Genomic DNA, 16,629 nt, shown 5'->3' on the forward strand with positions numbered 1-16,629 from the left:
GGAAGTGTCAGCACACTCGGTAAGTGCCCTGATCACCAAGGCGCAAGCCCAAACCAAATGGCAGCAACACCCAAACTTGCCAGTCCGGTGTCAAGCAGCCTGTCCCCATGAAATGCGAAGAAGCTTTTTTGGTTCCTTTTGGCGGGGCCGGCCATCCGGGCGATTGCCAAAAGGAACTCGCCCAGCAGGGCGAAACCAAGCGCCCAAGCAACTCGCCAACCGCCCTGGTTCCGCGCAGCCCGGCCCGAAAAAACCTCAATGCCCCGGCTGCCAAGGCTGCCCCAGCGACACCGGCGCGTACAACCGCGTACGGATCGCATCCCGCGACAGCAGTACCAGCACCAGAATGGTCGCCACATACGGCAGCATCGCCAGCAGGTTGCCCGGGATCGCCAGACCGAGACCCTGCGCCACCAGGTGGAGGATGCTCGCCAGGCCGAACAGGTAGGCGCCGAGCAGGACGCGGCTCACCCGCCAGCTGGCGAACACCACCAGGGCCAGGGCGATCCAGCCGCGGCCGGCGGTCATGTTTTCCGCCCACATCGGCGTGTACGCCAGCGACATGTAGCCGCCGGCAAGCCCGGCCATCCCGCCGCCGAACATCACCGCCAGGGTGCGCACGCGCAGCACCGGCAGGCCCATGGCGCTGGCGGCGTTGGGGTTTTCGCCGACCGCTGGATGATCAGGCCGATACGGCTTTTCAGCAGTACCCAGGCCACCAGGGCGAACAGTGCGAAGGACAGGTACACCAGCAGATCCTGAGCGAACAGCATGCGGCCGATCACGGGGATCTCGCTGAGCAGCGGAATGGCGATCGGCTCGAAGCCGGCCAGTGGCTTGCCGACCCAGCTGGCGCCGACGAAGGACGACAGACCGACGCCGAAGATGGTCAGTGCCAGGCCCGTGGCGACCTGATTGGCGTTGAAGCCCAGCGCCACCATGGCGAACAGCAGCGAGAGCAGCACGCCGGCCAGGCAGGCGAACAGCACGCCGAGCCAGAGGTTGCCGCTGGCGAAGGCGACGATGAAGCCGATCACCGCGCCGAACAGCATCATGCCCTCCTGGCCGAGGTTGAGTACGCCGGTCTTTTCGCACACCAGCTCGCCGAGGGCGACCAGCAGCAGCGGCGTACCGGTGCGGATCATGGCGTAGAAGATATTGGTCAGCAGATCCATGTCCATCGGTCAGGCCTCGAACTTCAAGCGGCGGGCAGCGGGTGAAAAGGGAAGTAGCGCAGCGCGGACGATCATGTGGCCGGCTCCTCTTTGGCGCTGACGAGCTGGGGCTTGCGTGCCCACAGCTTCAGGCGCGGGCGATAGAGGATCAGCACGTCGCAGGCGAGCAGGAAGAACAGCACCATGCCTTGGAACAGCTGGGTGATGGATTGCGGCAGGTTGGCGGCCATCTGCGCGTTCTCGCCACCGAGGTAGAGCAGCGCCATCAGCAGGCTGGCGAAAACGATGCCGATGGGGTTCAGGCGGCCGAGGAAGGCCACGGTGATCGCCGCGTAGCCATAGCCCGGTGAAACTTGCGGCACCAGTTGGCCGATCGGCCCGGTGACTTCGGCGACGCCGGCCAGCCCGGCCAGCCCGCCGCTGATCAGCAGGGCGATCCACACCAGCTTCTTGTCGCGGAAGCCGACAAAGCCGGCGGCGCGCTTGTCCAGGCCCAGCACCTTGATCTGGAAGCCGAGAAAGCTCTTCTGCAGCAGCACCCAGACCACCACCAGCGCCAGCAGGGCGAAGTAGAAACCGCCATGCACCCGCAGCCCTTCGATTAGCTCCGGCAGCCGGGTGGCGTCGCCGAACATCGCCGACTCGGGGAAGTTGAAGCCCTCCGGGTCTTTCAGCGGGCCGTGCACGGCGAACAGCAGCAGGTTCAGTGCGATGTAGTTGAGCATGATGCTGGTGAGGATCTCGTTGGCGTTGAACGCCGTCTTCAGCCAGGCGCAGAGCCCGGCCCAGGCGGCGCCGCCGAGCGTGCCGAGCAGCAGCGTCAGCACCAGCGCCCAGCGCGAGTCCCAGTCGATGATGTTGACCGCCAGCGCGCTGCCGGCCAGGGCGCCGATGAGCAGCTGGCCTTCGGCGCCGATGTTCCAGATGCGTGCGTTGTAGACCACCGCCAGGCCTAACGCGCAGAGCAGGATCGGCAGCGCCTTGACCAGCAGTTCGGAGATGCCATAGAGGTCGCCGAGCGGGTCGATCAGCAGCACCTTGAGAGTTTCCAGCGGCGGATGGCCGAGCAGGGCGAACAGCAGCGCGCCGCTCAGCAGCGTCAGCAGCGCGGCCAGCAGCGGGGAGCACCAGAGCATGGCCCGTGAAGCCTCGCCGCGGGGTTGCAGGGATAACAGCATGATGGGTTCTCGTCAGGCGGCAGAGGTGGAAACGGGGGCGTCGCTGGTGTCGAACTGGCCGGCCATCCAGCGGCCGACTTCGACCGGACAGGTGCTGGCGGTGGCGCGCTGTGGCGATAGCCGGCCGTCGCTCAGGGCGGCGATGCGGTCGCTGATCTGGAACAGCTCCTCCAGGTCTTCGGAGATCACCAGGATCGCCGCGCCGGCATCGCGCAGTTCGATCAGCGCGCGATGAATCGCCGCCGCCGCGCCGACATCCACGCCCCAGGTCGGGTGCGCGGCGATCAGGAGTTTCGGCTGCTGCAGGATCTCGCGCCCGAGGATGAATTTCTGCAGGTTGCCACCGGACAGACTTGCCGCCGGGGTCTGTGCATCCGGTGTCTTCACGGCGAAACGCTGAATGACCTGCTCGGCGAAGGCGCGCACCTTGCCGCGGCGGATCAGGCCGCGCTCGACCATGCCGGTCTGCTGGAAGGCGGTGAGCAGGCCGTTGTCGGCCAGGCTCATGCTCGGCACCGCGCCGTGACCGAGGCGTTCGGCCGGCACGAAGGCCATACCGTGGCGACGGCGGGCGTCGGGGCGCAGGTGGGCGACGTCGTCACCGAGAAAACGAATGCGCATGGCCTGTGCGGCCGGCAGGCGTTGTTCGCCACTGAGCAGGGCGAGCAGCTCGTCCTGGCCGTTGCCGGCGACCCCGGCGATGCCGGCGATCTCGCCGGCGCGTACTTCCAGGTCCACCTCTTCGAGGGACACGCCGAACGGATCGGCATTGTGCCAGGACAGCTGCTCCACACGCAGGAACGGCGCGCGGCCCTCGCTCTTCGGGTATTCGGCTTCCAGCCCCTCGGCATCGCCAACCATCAGCCGCGCCAGTTCCAGGTCCGAGCATTCGGCGGGGATGCATTCACCGGACACGCGGCCGGCGCGCAGCACCGTGGCGCTCTGGCACAGCGCGCGCACTTCATTGAGCTTGTGGCTGATGAACAAGATGCTGCAGCCCTCGGCCGCCAGCCGGCGCAGGGTGACGAAGAGCTCGTCGGCCTCCTGCGGGGTGAGCACCGAGGTCGGCTCGTCGAGAATCAGCAGGCGGATGTCCTGCATCAGGCAGCGGACGATCTCTACCCGCTGGCGCTCTCCGATGGACAGGCTGTGCACCAGCCGTTGCGGCTCCAGCGGCATGCCGTAGCGCTGCGAGACCTCGCGGATCTTCGGCTCCAGCTGCTTCGGCGTACCGGCCTTGGCGCCCAGCGCCAGGGCGATGTTCTCCGCCACCGAGAGCGTCTCGAACAGCGAGAAGTGCTGGAACACCATGCCGATGCCGCGTTCGCGGGCCTGGGCCGGGTCGCGCATGGTCACCCGTTCGCCCTGCCAGTGGATCGCGCCGGCGTCCGGCTGGGTGACGCCGTAGATGATCTTCATCAGGGTGCTCTTGCCGGCGCCGTTCTCGCCGAGCAGGGCGTGGATCTCGCCCGGCTGGATCGACAGGTCGATACGGTCGTTGGCCAGGCAGCCGGGGTAGCGTTTGGTGATGCCGCTCAGCCGCAGGCGTGTGGTGTTCGATTCGGGCATGAAGGTGTCCGCCGGGTTCGTCATGGCCATGGCAGTAGCAAAAAGCTGGCCAGGTAGTCAGGAAATTGATCGTGGCGCAGGCCGCCGCGGGTCAGCCCGGCAAGCGTTTACCGGATGAGGGTAGTCGGTGCGTCGCTTTGGTGCTCGCGGCACCGGATGGCGGGAGCGCGTGCACCCGTTCTGGGCGCCTGGGGCCGCTTGGTCGCGAATGGTCGCGCCGGCTCTGCGAGACGGCGCACGGGCTGCTAAGCTGTCGGCCCTCCCTGCAACCTGACGGATCGAGCCATGAACCAGCCAGCTGTCGCCGCCGAGACGATCGCCCAGCGCGCCGCGCTGGCGCGCCTGATCGATGGCCTCGTCCGCGAGGACGGCATGCATCCCACCGCCATCGACGATCTGTACCTGATCCGCTGCAGCGCGCCGAGCGAGCTGGTGCACGGGCTGCACAAGCCGGCGCTGTGCATCATCGTGCAGGGCAGCAAGGAGGTGCGCCTGGGCGATGAGCTGTACACCTACGATGCCCTGCACTACCTGGTGGTGTCGGTCACCGTGCCGGTGGCCGGGCGCGTGCTGGAGGCCTCGTCCGGCGAGCCGTACCTGTGCATCCGCCTGGATATCGACCCGGCGATGGTCGCCACCCTGGTGGCCGAAAGCGCGCCGTTGAGCCAGCCCGTGGAAGGGGCGGCGCGCGGGGTCTATCTGGACCGCATCGATGCGCCGTTGCTCGACGCCACGCTGCGCCTGGTGCGGCTCTTGGCCAGCCCGCAGGACATCCCTGTGCTGGCACCGCTGGCGATGCGCGAGATCTTCTACCGCCTGCTCTGCGGTCGCCAGGGGCGGCACCTGCACGAGATCGCGGTGCGCGACAGCCAGGGCCATCGCGTCACCCGCGCCATCGAATGGCTGAACCGCAATTACGTCGAGCCGCTGCGCATCGAGGAACTGGCGCAGCGGGTCAACCTCAGCAGCTCGACGCTGCATCACCGTTTCAAGGCGCTCACCGCCATGAGTCCGCTGCAGTACCAGAAGCAGCTGCGCCTGCAGGAGGCGCGGCGGCTGCTGATCGCCGAGGGGCTCGATGTGTCCAGCGCCGGCTACCGGGTCGGCTACGAAAGCCCCTCGCAGTTCAGCCGCGAGTACAGCCGGCTGTTCGGTGCCTCGCCGGTGAAGGATCTTGCCCGGCTGCGCAGCACCGCCTGAGAGCCTATTCGCGATCTGCTGCGCGTCGGCCCTGCTGCGTTAAAAACAGGCTCGGATGCTCATTTACATCAGTAAACTCCGCGTCCTCGCCTGTTTTTGCCTTGCAGGACTCTAGCTCGCAAGATCGAGAAAAGGCTCTGATACTCAGCGCGACGCCGGGTCCGGCACCTCGCGCAACGCCTGGGCGGCATCGATGGCGCGGGGAAAGCCGGCCGTCACGGTGGTCAGGTAGACCACCTCCTTCAGTTCCTCACGGCTGACGCCCAGGCGCAGCGCGTAGCCGGCGTGGATCTTCATGTAGGGCAGATTGCCCTGGGCGGCGAAGGCGGCGACCGCGGCCAGCTGGCGGGTGCGGTCATCCAGCTCGCTGCGTCCCCAGACATCGCCCAGCGCATAGCCGGTGATGCCCTCGGCGAGAAACGGATAGTCCTCGCGCAGCGCCTCGAGCACCGGTTGCCCGGCACCGCCGGACAGGTGCTCGATGACCGCCATGCCACGCTCGTGGCGCTCGTTGCCGGCGGCGTCCAGCGAGGCGAGGGTAAGCGAGCCGAACACGGCCAGGTATGCCGCGGCCAGGGTGTTGCTGGTATGAAGGCGCATGGCGGCGTCCTCAGTAGGGGCTGGCGGTGGGGCGCACCACTAGTTCGCTGACGTCGACATCGGCCGGCTGGTCGATGGCATAGGCGATGGCGCGGGCGATGGCGTCGGCCGGAATGGCGATGCGGCGGAATTCGTCCATGGCCGAGCGGGCGGTGTCATCGGAAATGCTCTCGGCCAGTTCCGACTCTGTGACGCCGGGCGAAACCAGGGTCACGCGAATATCGCCGCCGACCTCCTGACGCAGGCCCTCGGAGATGGCGCGCACCGCGTACTTGGTGGCGCAGTACACCGCCGCGGTCGGGCTCACCGCGTAGGCGCCGATGGAGGCGATGTTGACGAACTGGCCGGCGCGCTGGCGCTGCATCAGCGGCAGGCCGGCGGCGATGCCGTGCAGCACGCCACGGATGTTCACGTCGATCATGCGGTTCCACTCGTCGACCTTCAGCGCGTCCAGCGGCGAAAGCGGCATCACCCCGGCGTTGTTGATGATCACGTCGACGCGGCCGAAGCGCTGTTCGGCGAAGTCGACGAAGGCCTGGGTGTCCTCGCGGCTGGTTACGTCCAGCGCGCGGCAGGCGGCGACGCCACCGCGTTCGCCGATCTCGGCGACCAGCTTTTCCAGCCGTTCGAGACGCCGCGCGCCCAGCACGACGGTTGCGCCCTGGGCCGCCAGCAGGCGGGCCGTGGCTTCACCGATGCCGCTGCTGGCGCCGGTGATGAGTACGATTTTGCCGGTGATGTTCGTCACGGGGTTGTCCTCCGCAGGTGGGTTCGGGCGACGTCGGTGACGCCGTGGATCGAAATACTGCGAGGGACAACGGTGCCGGCGTTATGGCGATCCTGCCGGGCGCTTGCCTGATTCTGGCGCTGCCTACCAGATGCCTTCGTGCAGGGCGGCCGCCTCGTCCTCCAGCAGCGGGCCGAGCACCTCGACCTTGCGCTGGCCGGCGTCGAAGACGATGCGGCACGGCAGGTCCAGCGTCGGGTTTTCCGGATGGTTGCCGGTGAGGTCCTTCAGGCTGCGCTCGGAAAGGCCATAGACCACGCGCCCCAGGCCGACCCAGTAGGCGGCGCCAGCGCACATGGCGCAGGGTTCGGCGGAGGTGTACATGGTGCAGCGCGAGAGGAATTCCGGCGTGTAGCGGGTCGAGGCTCGGGTCATCAGCACCCGCTCGGCATGGCCGGTCATGTCGTGGTCGGGCATGTAGGCGTTGCCCTGTTCCAGCAGCACTTCACCGTCCGGCCCGACCAGGATGGCGCCGAACGGATGGGTGCCGTTTTCCAGCGCGCGGCGGGCGACGTCGAAGCTTTTGCGCAGCAGGGCGAGATCGTCGAGAGGCATGGTGTTATCCAGACTGTGATGAAGAGGTGGTGGGCTTCAATGCCCGCCCTTGGGCAGGCTCCAGGGAAAGCAGACCTTCTGCAGCAGCCCGATCAGGTGGAACAGCAGCAGGCTGATCACCACCAGCATCATCAACGCGGCGAAGGCTTGTGGCACCTGGAACATCGAGGTGGAGAAGTTGATGAAGTAGCCCAGGCCTTTTTCCGCCGCGACGAACTCGGCGACCACCGCACCGATCACAGCCAGGGTGATGGAGATGCGCAGCGCCGAGAACAGGTGTGGAATCGCATAGGGCAGGCGGATGTTGCGGTACTCGCGGGCCTTCGACGCGCCCAGCGAGCGCGACAGTTCCACCAGCTCCTCCGGCGTCGCCAGGAGGCCGGTGACGCAGGACACCACGATGGGGAAGAAGGCGATCAGGAAGGTGATGAACACCCGCGGCAGGTCGCCGGCGCCCATCACCACCACGATGATCGGCGCGACCGCGACGATGGGTGTGGACTGCACGATCACCAACAGCGGATAGAGTGTGCGCGACATCAGTCGCGAGGATGCCAGGGCGATGGCCAGTGGGATGCCGATCAGGATCGACAGGCCGTAGCCCATCAGCGTCACCCGCAGGGTGGCGAAGATGTGCTCGGCCCAGGCAGCGAGACCGACCTTCTGCGTCGCCGCGAGAATGGCGCTGGGCGAGGGCAGCACGAAGCTCGGCAGCTTGAGCAGGCGGCAGGTCGCCTCCCACACCAGCAGCAGGACGAGCAGGGCGAGCCAGGGCGCGAGGCGATCGGCCTGCGCCTTCAGGCGCTGTGCCCTGGGCTTAGTGGTCGGCATGGCGCGAGAAGACCTTGCGGCGGATATGGTTGGCGAGCTCATTGAAACGGGGCTCCGTGAGGGTCTGCATGGACCGCGGACGCGGCAGGTCGACGTCGATGATTTCCTGAACGCGGCCGGGGCGTGCCGACATCACCAGGATGCGGTCGGCCAGCAGCAGCGCTTCGGGAATCGAGTGGGTGATGAACAGCACCGTCTTCGGGCGCTGGGTCCAGATGTTCAGCAGCTCCAGGCTCAGCTCGTCGCGGGTCAGGGCGTCGAGTGCCGAGAACGGCTCGTCCATCAGCAGGATTTCCGGGTCGTGCAGCAACGCCCGGGCAATCGCCGCGCGCTGCTGCATGCCGCCGGAGAGTTCGTCCGGGCGCTTGTTGCCGAATTCCTTGAGCCCCACCAGTTCCAGCAGCTCCTCGCCGCGGGTGATTTCCTGGGCGGTCACGCGGCCGTACTTGTGGCGCATGGGAAAGGTCAGGTTGTCGCGGATGTTCAGCCAGGGCAGCAGCGTCGGCTTCTGGAAGACGATGCCGATCTCGTCGCGCGGGCCGTCCACCGGGCTGCCGTAGATGCTGACCTGGCCGTGGGTCGGTCGCACCAGCCCGGCGAGGATGCGCAACAGCGTGGACTTGCCGCAGCCCGAGGGGCCGAGCACGGCGATGAACTCGTGGCGGCCGATGTCGAAACTGGCGTTATCCAGCGCCACCACCTCGCTGCCATCGGAGGAGGTGAAGACCTGGCTGACCCGGTCGAAGCTGATGTTGGGGCGCGGCGTGGCGGGCAGGGCGGCGGCGTTCATGGCTTCACTCGCTCAGGCTGGTGTCGATGGCGCTGGCCGGGTCGAGGGCATCGATCTGCATGCCCTGGGCCTTGGCGACCCATTCCCAGGTGGTGGCCAGACGCTTGGCGTCGAAGCCCGGGCCTTCGGCATCGCTGATCTCGTTCTGCATCAGCGGCACGGATGCAGCGAACTGCTCTTCGGCCTGCTGCTGGTCGACTTCGGCGACCCTCTTTTTCAGCGCGGCGGCCGCTGCAGCCGGGTCGGCGATGGCGTTCTTCTGCGCCTGCTGGTAGGCCTTGACGAACTTCTTGGCGACCTCGGGATGGCTCTGCACGAAGCGCTGCGAAGCCACCAGCGACAGGCCGTAGCCCTCGAAGCCGTATTCCGACCAGGGGATGGTTTTCAGCGTCTTGTCCGCCTCGCCGAGGGCACGGACGAAGCCGGGCGCAACGGTCAGCCAGTTGATGGTGGCGTCCACCTTGCCGGTGGCGAGCATCGGTGCCAGCGCGCCGGGGTCGAGCTTGAGCAGCTTGACGCTGGCCGGATCGATGCCGTTGCGCTCCAGCAGCAGCGGCCAGACCACGTTGGAGGCGGAGAAGGTCGGGGTGGCGACCGTCTTGCCGACGATGTCCTTGAAGCTATCGATGCCCGAGCCTTCGGTGGTGAAGAAAGCATCCGGCTGCTTGTTGTAGATCGGCGCCACGGCCACCACCGGCACCTCGCCCTGGGCCTTGGCCTGCAGCAGCGAGGCCAGGCCGGCCGAGCCGAAGTCGGCGCTGTTGGTGGCCAGCTTGGTCACCACGTCGCTGCCACCGCGGGCGCTGGCGATTTCCACTTCAATGCCCTCAGCCGCGAACAGGCCTTGTTCGACACCGAGGTAGATCGCCGCCTTGTCGCCGGCCGGCAGCCAGTCGTTGAGCCAGCGCACCTTGTCGGCGGCCAGGGCGGATTGGCTGAACAGCGCGAGCAGGGCGCTGGCGAGCAGGGTTCTGTTGAACATGGTGAAGCTCCTTGAAGGTTCGGCGTGATAAGCGCGATGCAATAAACGGGTCAGTGCACGGGATGTGGATGACGCGCGAAGAAATCCAGCAGGGCGGCGAGCAGCGCGTCGGGCATAGCCAGTTGCGGCGCATGGCCACAATCGAGGCGCGCCCGCTCGGCACCCGGCACCAGCTGCTGCATGCGCTGCTGCACCCGCGGCAGCACGGAGCGGTCCTGCGCGGCTTCGATATACAAGCGCGGCAGACGGCCGAAACGCGCGGCCGTCCACTGTGCGGCGATATCGCGGCCGCCGTCGGGCTGCACCGTCAGGCGGCGCGCGGCAGTGATCGCGGCCTGTGCCGGTGCATCGTGAAAGAACAGGGCGCAGGCGGCATCGCCCGGTACGCGGCTGCCGCCGGGGGCGGCTTCGAGATAGGGACCGATGCCGCTGACCTCGGGAAAGTCGCGGGCGAGCTCGGCACAGAGTTCGCCGAAGCCCATGCCGCTGGGCAGCATCATGCCGGCGACATAGGCGACCCCGGCAATGCGCTCGGCATAATGCTCGGCCACTGCGGTGGCGGTGATGCCGCCGCCGGAATGCGCGACCAGTTGGATCGGGCCAGGCAGCGTCTCGATCAGCGCGCGACGTGGTCGACGTAGCGCTGCAGCGAGACCTCGGTGAGCGGCGTGGCGTCGCTGCCGTTGCCCGGCAGATCGACCGCGTGCGGTCTGTGGCCGGCATCGCGCAGGCCATTCTGCAGCGAATCCCAGACCCAGCTACCGGCCCAGGCCCCGTGGATGAGAACGATGTCAGCCATAGGTCCTCCGGTACATCTCGCGGTGGTGTTCTTCCACCGTCACCGCGGGGTAGCGCGGCGCCTCGCCGGGCGCGAGGCAGGTCGGCAGGCATTCGACCACATGGTCCGGGTTGCCGCTGAAGAAGAACGGCACGCTGTAGCGCTCGCGTCCGGACATGTTGACCACCCGGTGCAGCGTCGAACGGTACTGGTCGTTGGTCCAGCGGGCGATCATGTCGCCGAGATTGACCACATAGGTGCCGGGCACGGGCGCTGCGTGAATCCAGCTCTTGCTGTGGCGATCCCAGACCTGCAGGCCGGGGTTCTCGTCCTGCAGAAGCAGCGTCAGCCCGCCGAAATCGGTATGCGCGCCACAGCCCTTCTCGCCGGGCGCGGCGTTGGCCGGCTGCGGCGGATAGTGCAGCAGGCGCAGGGTGCTCATGGAGTCGCGGCAGAAGCCGGCGAAATGCGCTTCGGGCAGTTGCAGCGACAGTGCGATGGCGCCCATCAGCCGTGCTGCGAGGGCGTTCATAGCATCGCGATAGCGCTCCATGGTCGGGCGAAACGCCGCGAGCCCGCTCGGCCACTGGTTGGCACCGTGGTTGAAACGCCCGGCCAGTACCCGCGGGTCGTCCTCGGCCAGCTCCTCGCCGATGTAGAAGCCTTCCTTGAGATCGGCCGGCGCACCGGCTTCCAGCACCTGCCCGCGCAACGGCTCATAGCCGCGATTGGCCTTCGAGAACGCCTTGTCCAGTGCGCGCTTGTCGGCTTCCGGCAGGGTAAAGAAGGCCCGCGCCTGCTCGAACATCGCCTGCTGCAGCGCCGCGTCGACGCCATGGTTGGCGATACAGAAGAAACCGACCTCGCGACAGGCCGCGCCGATGCGTTCGGCCACGGCGACGCGCGCGGCAAGGTCGGGAGAAAACAGCCCGGCGATGTCGATCAGCGGCAGCGCGGCGGCTTCGACATGGCGGGCGGAAAGAGCATCGGTCATGTGCGTGGTTCCTGCTCGAACCGGCTGCGAAATGGCGGCCGGCGGGCGCAGTATCCGGCGCTCCGGCTGTGCGCAAAAGCAGAGAATATCGAGCATGCTGATGCCTTTTCGGCAGCAGTGGTCGCTGCCTTTCCAGTGGGCATGAGGTGAGCCAGAATGGTGCACCGACAAGGGTGCGCCGTTGCTGGGCAGGGAGGTTCGAATTCGCTGGAGGTGGTTTGGTTTTGCACCGTTCTGGCGCGCCGGTGGCGGGCTCCTGGTGTAACGATGCGACGCTGGCGTGGCAGGCTAAGGCGCCAGCGTGGTTCGGATACCCGCGTCATCGCGGCCGGTCGTTGTTGGTGATTGGCTTGCCGGCATGGTAAACCGGTGCCTGCGTTGCCCCGCGGGGTGCCCTCCGCTTACCCGTTCCCTGGATGAGCTGCCGCCGCTTCCAGCGCACGGACGAAACGAACTTTCTTGCCTGACCGTTCAACGAGAAAAATATCGATGCAAAGCGAAGCTACACAGTTACTGGATGATCCGGATGAGCTTTCCGAGCGCGACCAGCGCGCGAACGTCTGGAGGCTTTCCATCGCACAGGCACTGGCCGGTGCCAACGCGGTGGTCATCTATGCCACCGGGGCCATCATCGGCAACTCGCTGGCCCCGGTGCCGGCGCTGGCGACCTTGCCAATCTCCATCTTCGTGGTCGGCATGGCCGCGTGCATCCTGCCTGCCGGGGCGATCGCCCGGCGCTACGGACGCCGGGCCGCGTTCCTCAGCGGGACCTCGGCGGGTGTGCTCACCGGCTTGCTGGCCATGCTCGCGGTCATCATGGGCTGGTTCTGGCTGTTCTGTCTGGCGACCTTCTTCGGCGGAAGCTATGCCGCCGTGGTGCTGTCGTTCCGTTTCGCCGCGGCCGATGGCGTGGCGCCCGAGCGACGGGCCCGCGCGTTGTCGCTGGTCATGGCGGGAGGCGTGGCCGCCGGGGTCATCGGCCCCCAGCTGGTGACCTGGAGCATGCATCTGTGGCAGCCGTATCCGTTCGCTGCCACGTTCCTGGTGCAAGCCCTGGTCGCAGCCCTGTCGGCAGTCGTCCTGCTGGGAGTTCGCCTGCCCATGCCGACCGCGGCGGAAATCGCCGGCGGCCGGTCGCTGCCGGCCATCCTGGCGCAGCCGCGCTTCATCGCAGCCGCAACCTGCGGTGCGGTCACCTACATGCTGATGAACTTCCTGATGACGGCCGCGCCGCTGGCGATGCATATGCACGGCCACACGCAGGAATCGTCCAACCTGGGGCTGCAGTGGCACGTGATCGCGATGTATGCGCCCAGTTTCTTCACGGGCGGCCTGATCACGCGCTTTGGCGCCGGCCGGGTTGCCGTCGCCGGCCTGTTGCTGACCGGCCTGTCCGCCGCCGTGGGGCTGGGTGGCGTGGACCTCATGCATTTCTGGTGGGCGCTGATCCTGCTCGGGCTGGGCTGGAACTTCGGTTTTCTCGGCGCCTCCGCACTGGTCCTGGAATGTCATCGGCCGAAGGAAAAGACCCGTGTCCAATCGCTCAACGACTTCATCGTGTTCGGCCTGATGGCCGCAGGTTCCTTCCTCTCCGGCAGCCTGCTGAGCGCGTACGGTTGGGATACGGTGCTCTGGGTATCCTTCGGGCCGCTGCTCATCGCTGCCGTGGCGCTGCTCATGGCGAAAAGTCGCTACCAGCCGGTCTAGGGTCTGTTGACGTTTCATCGCGAGCCGCGTTGCAGCGTCAAATGGCGCCATGGCCGGGCGGCGTTCCGCAGGCGCCGGCGCGGCCGTGAATGAAACGTCAACAGACCCCGTGGGGGGCGGGGGCAGCGTGATGCTGCGCCTGCCTAGCGCAGCGGTCGTGTCGCCAGTTCGAGCCCCAACAGCAGCAGGAACGACAGGAAGCAGGTGCGAAACAGCCGTGGGCTGATCCGCGTCCTGATTCGCTGCCCCAGCCACATGCCGGCGAGGGCGGGCACGACGGCCAGCATGGACAGGCCGAGCTGGCCGATGCGGAAGGCATCGTGCAGCGCCAGGCCGGCGGCGAGCGACAGCGTGGAGACCGTGAACGACAGGCCCAGGGCCTGGATCAGCTCTTCCTTGTCCAGCCGCAGGGCCTGCAGGTAAGGCACGGCCGGTATCGCGAACACCCCGGTGGCGCCGGTCACCAGGCCCGTGGCCAGGCCGACCAGCGGCGACAGCCACGGCTCGATGCGTGTCGGGACCTGCAGCGCCGGCGACACCAGCGCGTAACCGGCGTAGACCGTCAACGCGATGCCCAGCGCCAGGCCCGACAGCAGCGGGTCTACCCGCGCCAGCAGCGCGGCCCCGGCGACGGTGCCCAGGACGACCCCCGCCATCATCGGCCACAGGCGCCGCAGCAAGGGCAGCAGCGCCGGCCCGGCGACGAGCTGCCATACGTTGGTCACCAGCGAAGGGATGACCAGCATGGCGGCGGCGCTGGCCGGCGCCATCAGCGCGCCCAGCAGCCCCATGGCCACGGGAGGCAGGCCCATGCCGGTGACCCCCTTGACCAGCCCGGCGGCGAGGAAGGTGCCGATGAACAGCGCGAAGAGAAGAGGCGAGAGATCGTTCATGTCGGCATTGGACACGGGCGAGCGCTCGGGCACAATGCGGTTTTCTCAATCGAGCCTTCGGTAAATCCGAAGGCAAGGCGGGCTCATGCGGATCGACCTGGCGGACCTGCAGCTGTTTCTCTGCATCGCCGATGCCGGCAGCATCACCCACGGTGCCGCCCGGGCCAACCTGGCACTGGCTTCGGCGAGCGAGCGGCTGCGCAACATCGAGGCGGCCGCGGGCGTGCCATTGCTGCAACGCCACGCCCGCGGCGTGATGACCACCGAGGCCGGCGAAGCCCTGGCGCACCATGCGCGGCTGATGCTGCACCAGCGAAGCCTGCTCCAGGGCGAGTTGCGCGATTTCGCTGCCGGGGCGCGGGGTACGCTGCAGCTGTACGCCAACACGGCGGCGCTCACCGAATACCTGCCAGGCACGCTTGCCCCCTGGCTCGCCAGTCGTCCGCGGCTGCACGTGGACCTGAAGGAGCGCACCAGCGTGGAAATCGTCCGCGCGATCACTGCCGGGCTGGCCGAAGCCGGCATCGTCTCCGACGCCGTCGAGGCGTCCGGCCTGATCCGGCAGGCGGTCGCCGAGGACCACCTGGTACTGATCGTCCCCACCACTCACCCCCTGGCGAGCCGCCGCACCGTCGCCTTCGCCGATGTCCTCGGCGAGCCTTTCGTCGGGCTCGCCGCGAACAGCGCCCTGCACGCCCACCTCGACGACCACGCCCGCGCCGCCGGCCGCATGCTGGCCGTCCGCATTCGCATGCATACCTACGAAGGCATCTGCGAGATGGTGTCGAACGGCATCGGCGTGAGTATCCTTCCACGGGGCGTCGCCAGGCGCCTCCGCGCACGCCACGCCTATCGGATACGACCGCTCATGGACAACTGGGCACGTCGCCAACTCTGCCTGTGCTATCGCGATTGGTCGGCACTGTCGGCTCCGATGCAGAGCCTGCTGCTGCATCTGGGGCAGGCGCAGGAGGCCTAGTCGATTCGACGCGGTCCTGACCTGCTGATAACACTGGCCAGAAGGGTGCGCTGCCGCGGCCTTCAGAGCGAAATCGAACCATCGATACAGGTAACGGCTTGCCCGCCGACCTTTATCGCATCGTCACTTATGCTGAGGTGGATGAAGCCCGCGCGGCCAACTTCGGCTCCCTGGCTGGCCAGAAGCGTCGTTCCAAAATGCCCGGTTTGCCCGGTGTGCCTGATGAACGCTGCCATGGCACCGTTACCGCTGCCACACACTGGATCTTCGTTTACTCCACAAGCCGGAGCATACGCCCTGACTTCCACTCTGGCCGAGCCACCCTCCAGGTGTTCGCCGAAGATCACCACGCCGGTCGCCTTGGCGCGGATATTCCGGGTTTTCATGAGCTGCAGATCGGGACGGTTGGCCAATACGGTTCGTGCGTCAGGCAACTGGGCGACTATCCAGCGGGGGCCGACGTCTACCAGGCTGGGAGGAACATCCCGAACGACAGGCGTGCCCAGGACGCCTTCCAGTTCATCGACCTCGGTATCGTTCAGCGGATGGATGGCAGCTTCCGGCAGTTCGAAAGCGATCCGTTGCGAGCCGGTTTCGTCGGCCGACAGCTCCAGCCTGACGAGGCCTGCGCCACATTCCTGCACGAGCACGCCATCGGTTGGCTGGACGATGCCTGCTTCCACCAGGGCATGCGCGGTACCTATGGTCGGATGGCCTGCGAAGGGCAGCTCCGAGAGGGGGGTGAAGATCCGCACCCGGTAGTCGGCCACTGCGCTGGTCTTGCGGACGACGAAGGTGGTCTCGGACAGGTTCGTCCAGTTGGCGATCCGCTGCATCTGCGCGTCCGTAAGCCCATCCGCCTCCAGCACCACGGCAACGGGATTACCCTTGAACCGCTCGGCGGTGAAAACGTCTACCTGCTTGAAGCTGACCTGTCTCATTTGCTGTCCTCGATCGGCGTTGACGAACCCCGAGCTTACAGGCGGCCTGTCAGGGCAAGACAGATTCAGTTGCCGGGCTCGCTCACAGGTACAGTTCCACCTGGGGGCGAAAATCCTTGCCGGCGATCATGTGGCCGGCCGGCGAGCGCTGGACTCAGCTGCGATCGCAGGGGCGCGGATGCTCCGCGCCATATCCGTACTGGCGCACATAGCGCGCGCGCAGCAGGTCGTATGCCCAGTTGAAGCACAGGGTGTAGGGCAGGAAGAACAGGATCAGGCTGATGTCCAGCAAGAAGGCTTCGAGCAGGCCGATCGACAGCCACCAGGCGGCCAGGGGCACCAGCAGCACGATCAGGCCGAACTCGAACAGGGACGCATGCAACAGGCGTGCGGCCAGCCCACGTTGAAACCCGATACGGGCCTGGGCCCTGTCGAAGAGCAGGTTGAAGAGCATGTTCCAGAGCATGGCGATGGCCGAAAACATCACGGTCAGCGCACCAACATGGGCGAGCGGCCGCTCCATCGCCCAGGCCAGCACGGGGGCGCAGATCACGACGGCGATGATTTCGAAGGCGGCGGCGTGGCCGGTGCGTTCGGCAAGGCTGCGTTTGGCGGGAGTGCTGCTCATGACGGATTGGCCGATCGATGGGGTGGCGATATAGTCATCGCA

15 protein-coding genes and 2 pseudogenes are annotated in these 16,629 nt (G+C 67.1%); 3 read left to right on the top strand and 14 right to left on the bottom strand.

Going from position 1 to position 16,629, the window contains the following annotated elements; translation table 11 throughout:
- Positions 1-255: 255 nt before the first annotated feature.
- The 3 genes and pseudogenes from BAY1663_RS14215 to BAY1663_RS14225 all read right to left on the bottom strand — a co-directional run bounded on the left by BAY1663_RS14215 (position 256) and on the right by BAY1663_RS14225 (position 3,922).
- Positions 256-1,181, bottom strand: a pseudogene (locus BAY1663_RS14215) (ABC transporter permease).
- Between the two features lie 65 nt (positions 1,182-1,246).
- Positions 1,247-2,353 (bottom strand): ABC transporter permease, encoded by a 1,107-nt coding sequence (locus BAY1663_RS14220; RefSeq protein WP_037041968.1) that lies wholly within the window; start codon positions 2,351-2,353, stop codon positions 1,247-1,249.
- Between the two features lie 12 nt (positions 2,354-2,365).
- Positions 2,366-3,922: an ABC transporter ATP-binding protein gene (locus BAY1663_RS14225; RefSeq protein ID WP_037042008.1), complete on the bottom strand. Its 1,557-nt coding sequence runs from the start codon at positions 3,920-3,922 to the stop codon at positions 2,366-2,368.
- Positions 3,923-4,207: 285 nt separating this feature from the next.
- On the opposite strand from BAY1663_RS14225, the gene BAY1663_RS14230 reads away from it, so the two are divergent.
- A complete protein-coding gene (locus tag BAY1663_RS14230; protein ID WP_037041970.1) occupies positions 4,208-5,122 on the top strand; it encodes an AraC family transcriptional regulator in 915 nt (304 codons plus the stop codon).
- Between the two features lie 144 nt (positions 5,123-5,266).
- On the opposite strand, the gene BAY1663_RS14235 is transcribed toward BAY1663_RS14230, so the two are convergent.
- From BAY1663_RS14235 to BAY1663_RS14270, 8 genes and pseudogenes are all read right to left on the bottom strand, one after another.
- Positions 5,267-5,722, bottom strand: coding sequence for a carboxymuconolactone decarboxylase family protein (locus tag BAY1663_RS14235; protein ID WP_037041972.1), 456 nt, complete (start codon positions 5,720-5,722; stop codon positions 5,267-5,269).
- A gap of 10 nt (positions 5,723-5,732) precedes the next feature.
- Positions 5,733-6,470: an SDR family oxidoreductase gene (locus tag BAY1663_RS14240; RefSeq protein ID WP_037041974.1), complete on the bottom strand. Its 738-nt coding sequence runs from the start codon at positions 6,468-6,470 to the stop codon at positions 5,733-5,735.
- 123 nt (positions 6,471-6,593) lie between these two features.
- Entirely contained in the window at positions 6,594-7,064 is a 471-nt protein-coding gene (locus BAY1663_RS14245) for a nucleoside deaminase (RefSeq protein ID WP_003280143.1), read from the bottom strand.
- A gap of 36 nt (positions 7,065-7,100) precedes the next feature.
- Entirely contained in the window at positions 7,101-7,895 is a 795-nt protein-coding gene (locus BAY1663_RS14250; protein WP_037041978.1) for an ABC transporter permease, read from the bottom strand.
- On the bottom strand, positions 7,882-8,685 hold the full coding sequence (locus BAY1663_RS14255) for an ABC transporter ATP-binding protein (RefSeq protein ID WP_037041980.1): 804 nt from the start codon (positions 8,683-8,685) through the stop codon (positions 7,882-7,884). The genes BAY1663_RS14250 and BAY1663_RS14255 overlap by 14 nt, the downstream gene beginning before the upstream one ends.
- Before the next feature lie 4 nt (positions 8,686-8,689).
- The gene (locus tag BAY1663_RS14260) at positions 8,690-9,667 is read right to left on the bottom strand and encodes an ABC transporter substrate-binding protein (protein ID WP_037041982.1); all 978 of its coding nucleotides are present in this window, start codon (positions 9,665-9,667) and stop codon (positions 8,690-8,692) included.
- Between the two features lie 50 nt (positions 9,668-9,717).
- Positions 9,718-10,466 (bottom strand): annotated as a pseudogene (locus BAY1663_RS14265) (alpha/beta fold hydrolase).
- Positions 10,459-11,439, bottom strand: a complete 981-nt coding sequence (locus BAY1663_RS14270; protein WP_037041984.1) for an isopenicillin N synthase family oxygenase — start codon at positions 11,437-11,439, stop codon at positions 10,459-10,461. Before BAY1663_RS14270 ends, BAY1663_RS14265 begins: the two are co-directional and overlap by 8 nt.
- Before the next feature lie 489 nt (positions 11,440-11,928).
- Here BAY1663_RS14270 and BAY1663_RS14280 point away from each other — a divergent pair, with 489 nt between their 5' ends.
- Complete coding sequence (locus BAY1663_RS14280) at positions 11,929-13,146, top strand: MFS transporter (RefSeq protein ID WP_051497150.1); 1,218 nt, start codon at positions 11,929-11,931, stop codon at positions 13,144-13,146.
- A gap of 143 nt (positions 13,147-13,289) precedes the next feature.
- On the opposite strand, the gene BAY1663_RS14285 is transcribed toward BAY1663_RS14280, so the two are convergent.
- Positions 13,290-14,039 (bottom strand): sulfite exporter TauE/SafE family protein, encoded by a 750-nt coding sequence (locus BAY1663_RS14285; RefSeq protein WP_037042014.1) that lies wholly within the window; start codon positions 14,037-14,039, stop codon positions 13,290-13,292.
- 85 nt (positions 14,040-14,124) lie between these two features.
- Between BAY1663_RS14285 and BAY1663_RS14290 the strand changes: the two genes are divergently transcribed.
- The gene (locus BAY1663_RS14290; RefSeq protein ID WP_037041987.1) at positions 14,125-15,018 is read left to right on the top strand and encodes a LysR family transcriptional regulator; all 894 of its coding nucleotides are present in this window, start codon (positions 14,125-14,127) and stop codon (positions 15,016-15,018) included.
- A gap of 62 nt (positions 15,019-15,080) precedes the next feature.
- Here BAY1663_RS14290 and BAY1663_RS14295 read toward each other — a convergent pair whose 3' ends face one another.
- Both BAY1663_RS14295 and BAY1663_RS14300 read right to left on the bottom strand, forming a co-directional pair.
- The gene (locus tag BAY1663_RS14295; RefSeq protein WP_037041988.1) at positions 15,081-15,959 is read right to left on the bottom strand and encodes a PhzF family phenazine biosynthesis protein; all 879 of its coding nucleotides are present in this window, start codon (positions 15,957-15,959) and stop codon (positions 15,081-15,083) included.
- A gap of 154 nt (positions 15,960-16,113) precedes the next feature.
- Positions 16,114-16,587, bottom strand: a complete 474-nt coding sequence (locus tag BAY1663_RS14300; protein ID WP_037041989.1) for a multidrug/biocide efflux PACE transporter — start codon at positions 16,585-16,587, stop codon at positions 16,114-16,116.
- Positions 16,588-16,629: the final 42 nt, after the last annotated feature.

Source organism: Pseudomonas sp. BAY1663, from assembly GCF_000582595.1.
Classification (GTDB): Bacteria; Pseudomonadota; Gammaproteobacteria; order Pseudomonadales; family Pseudomonadaceae; genus Stutzerimonas; species Stutzerimonas stutzeri_AF.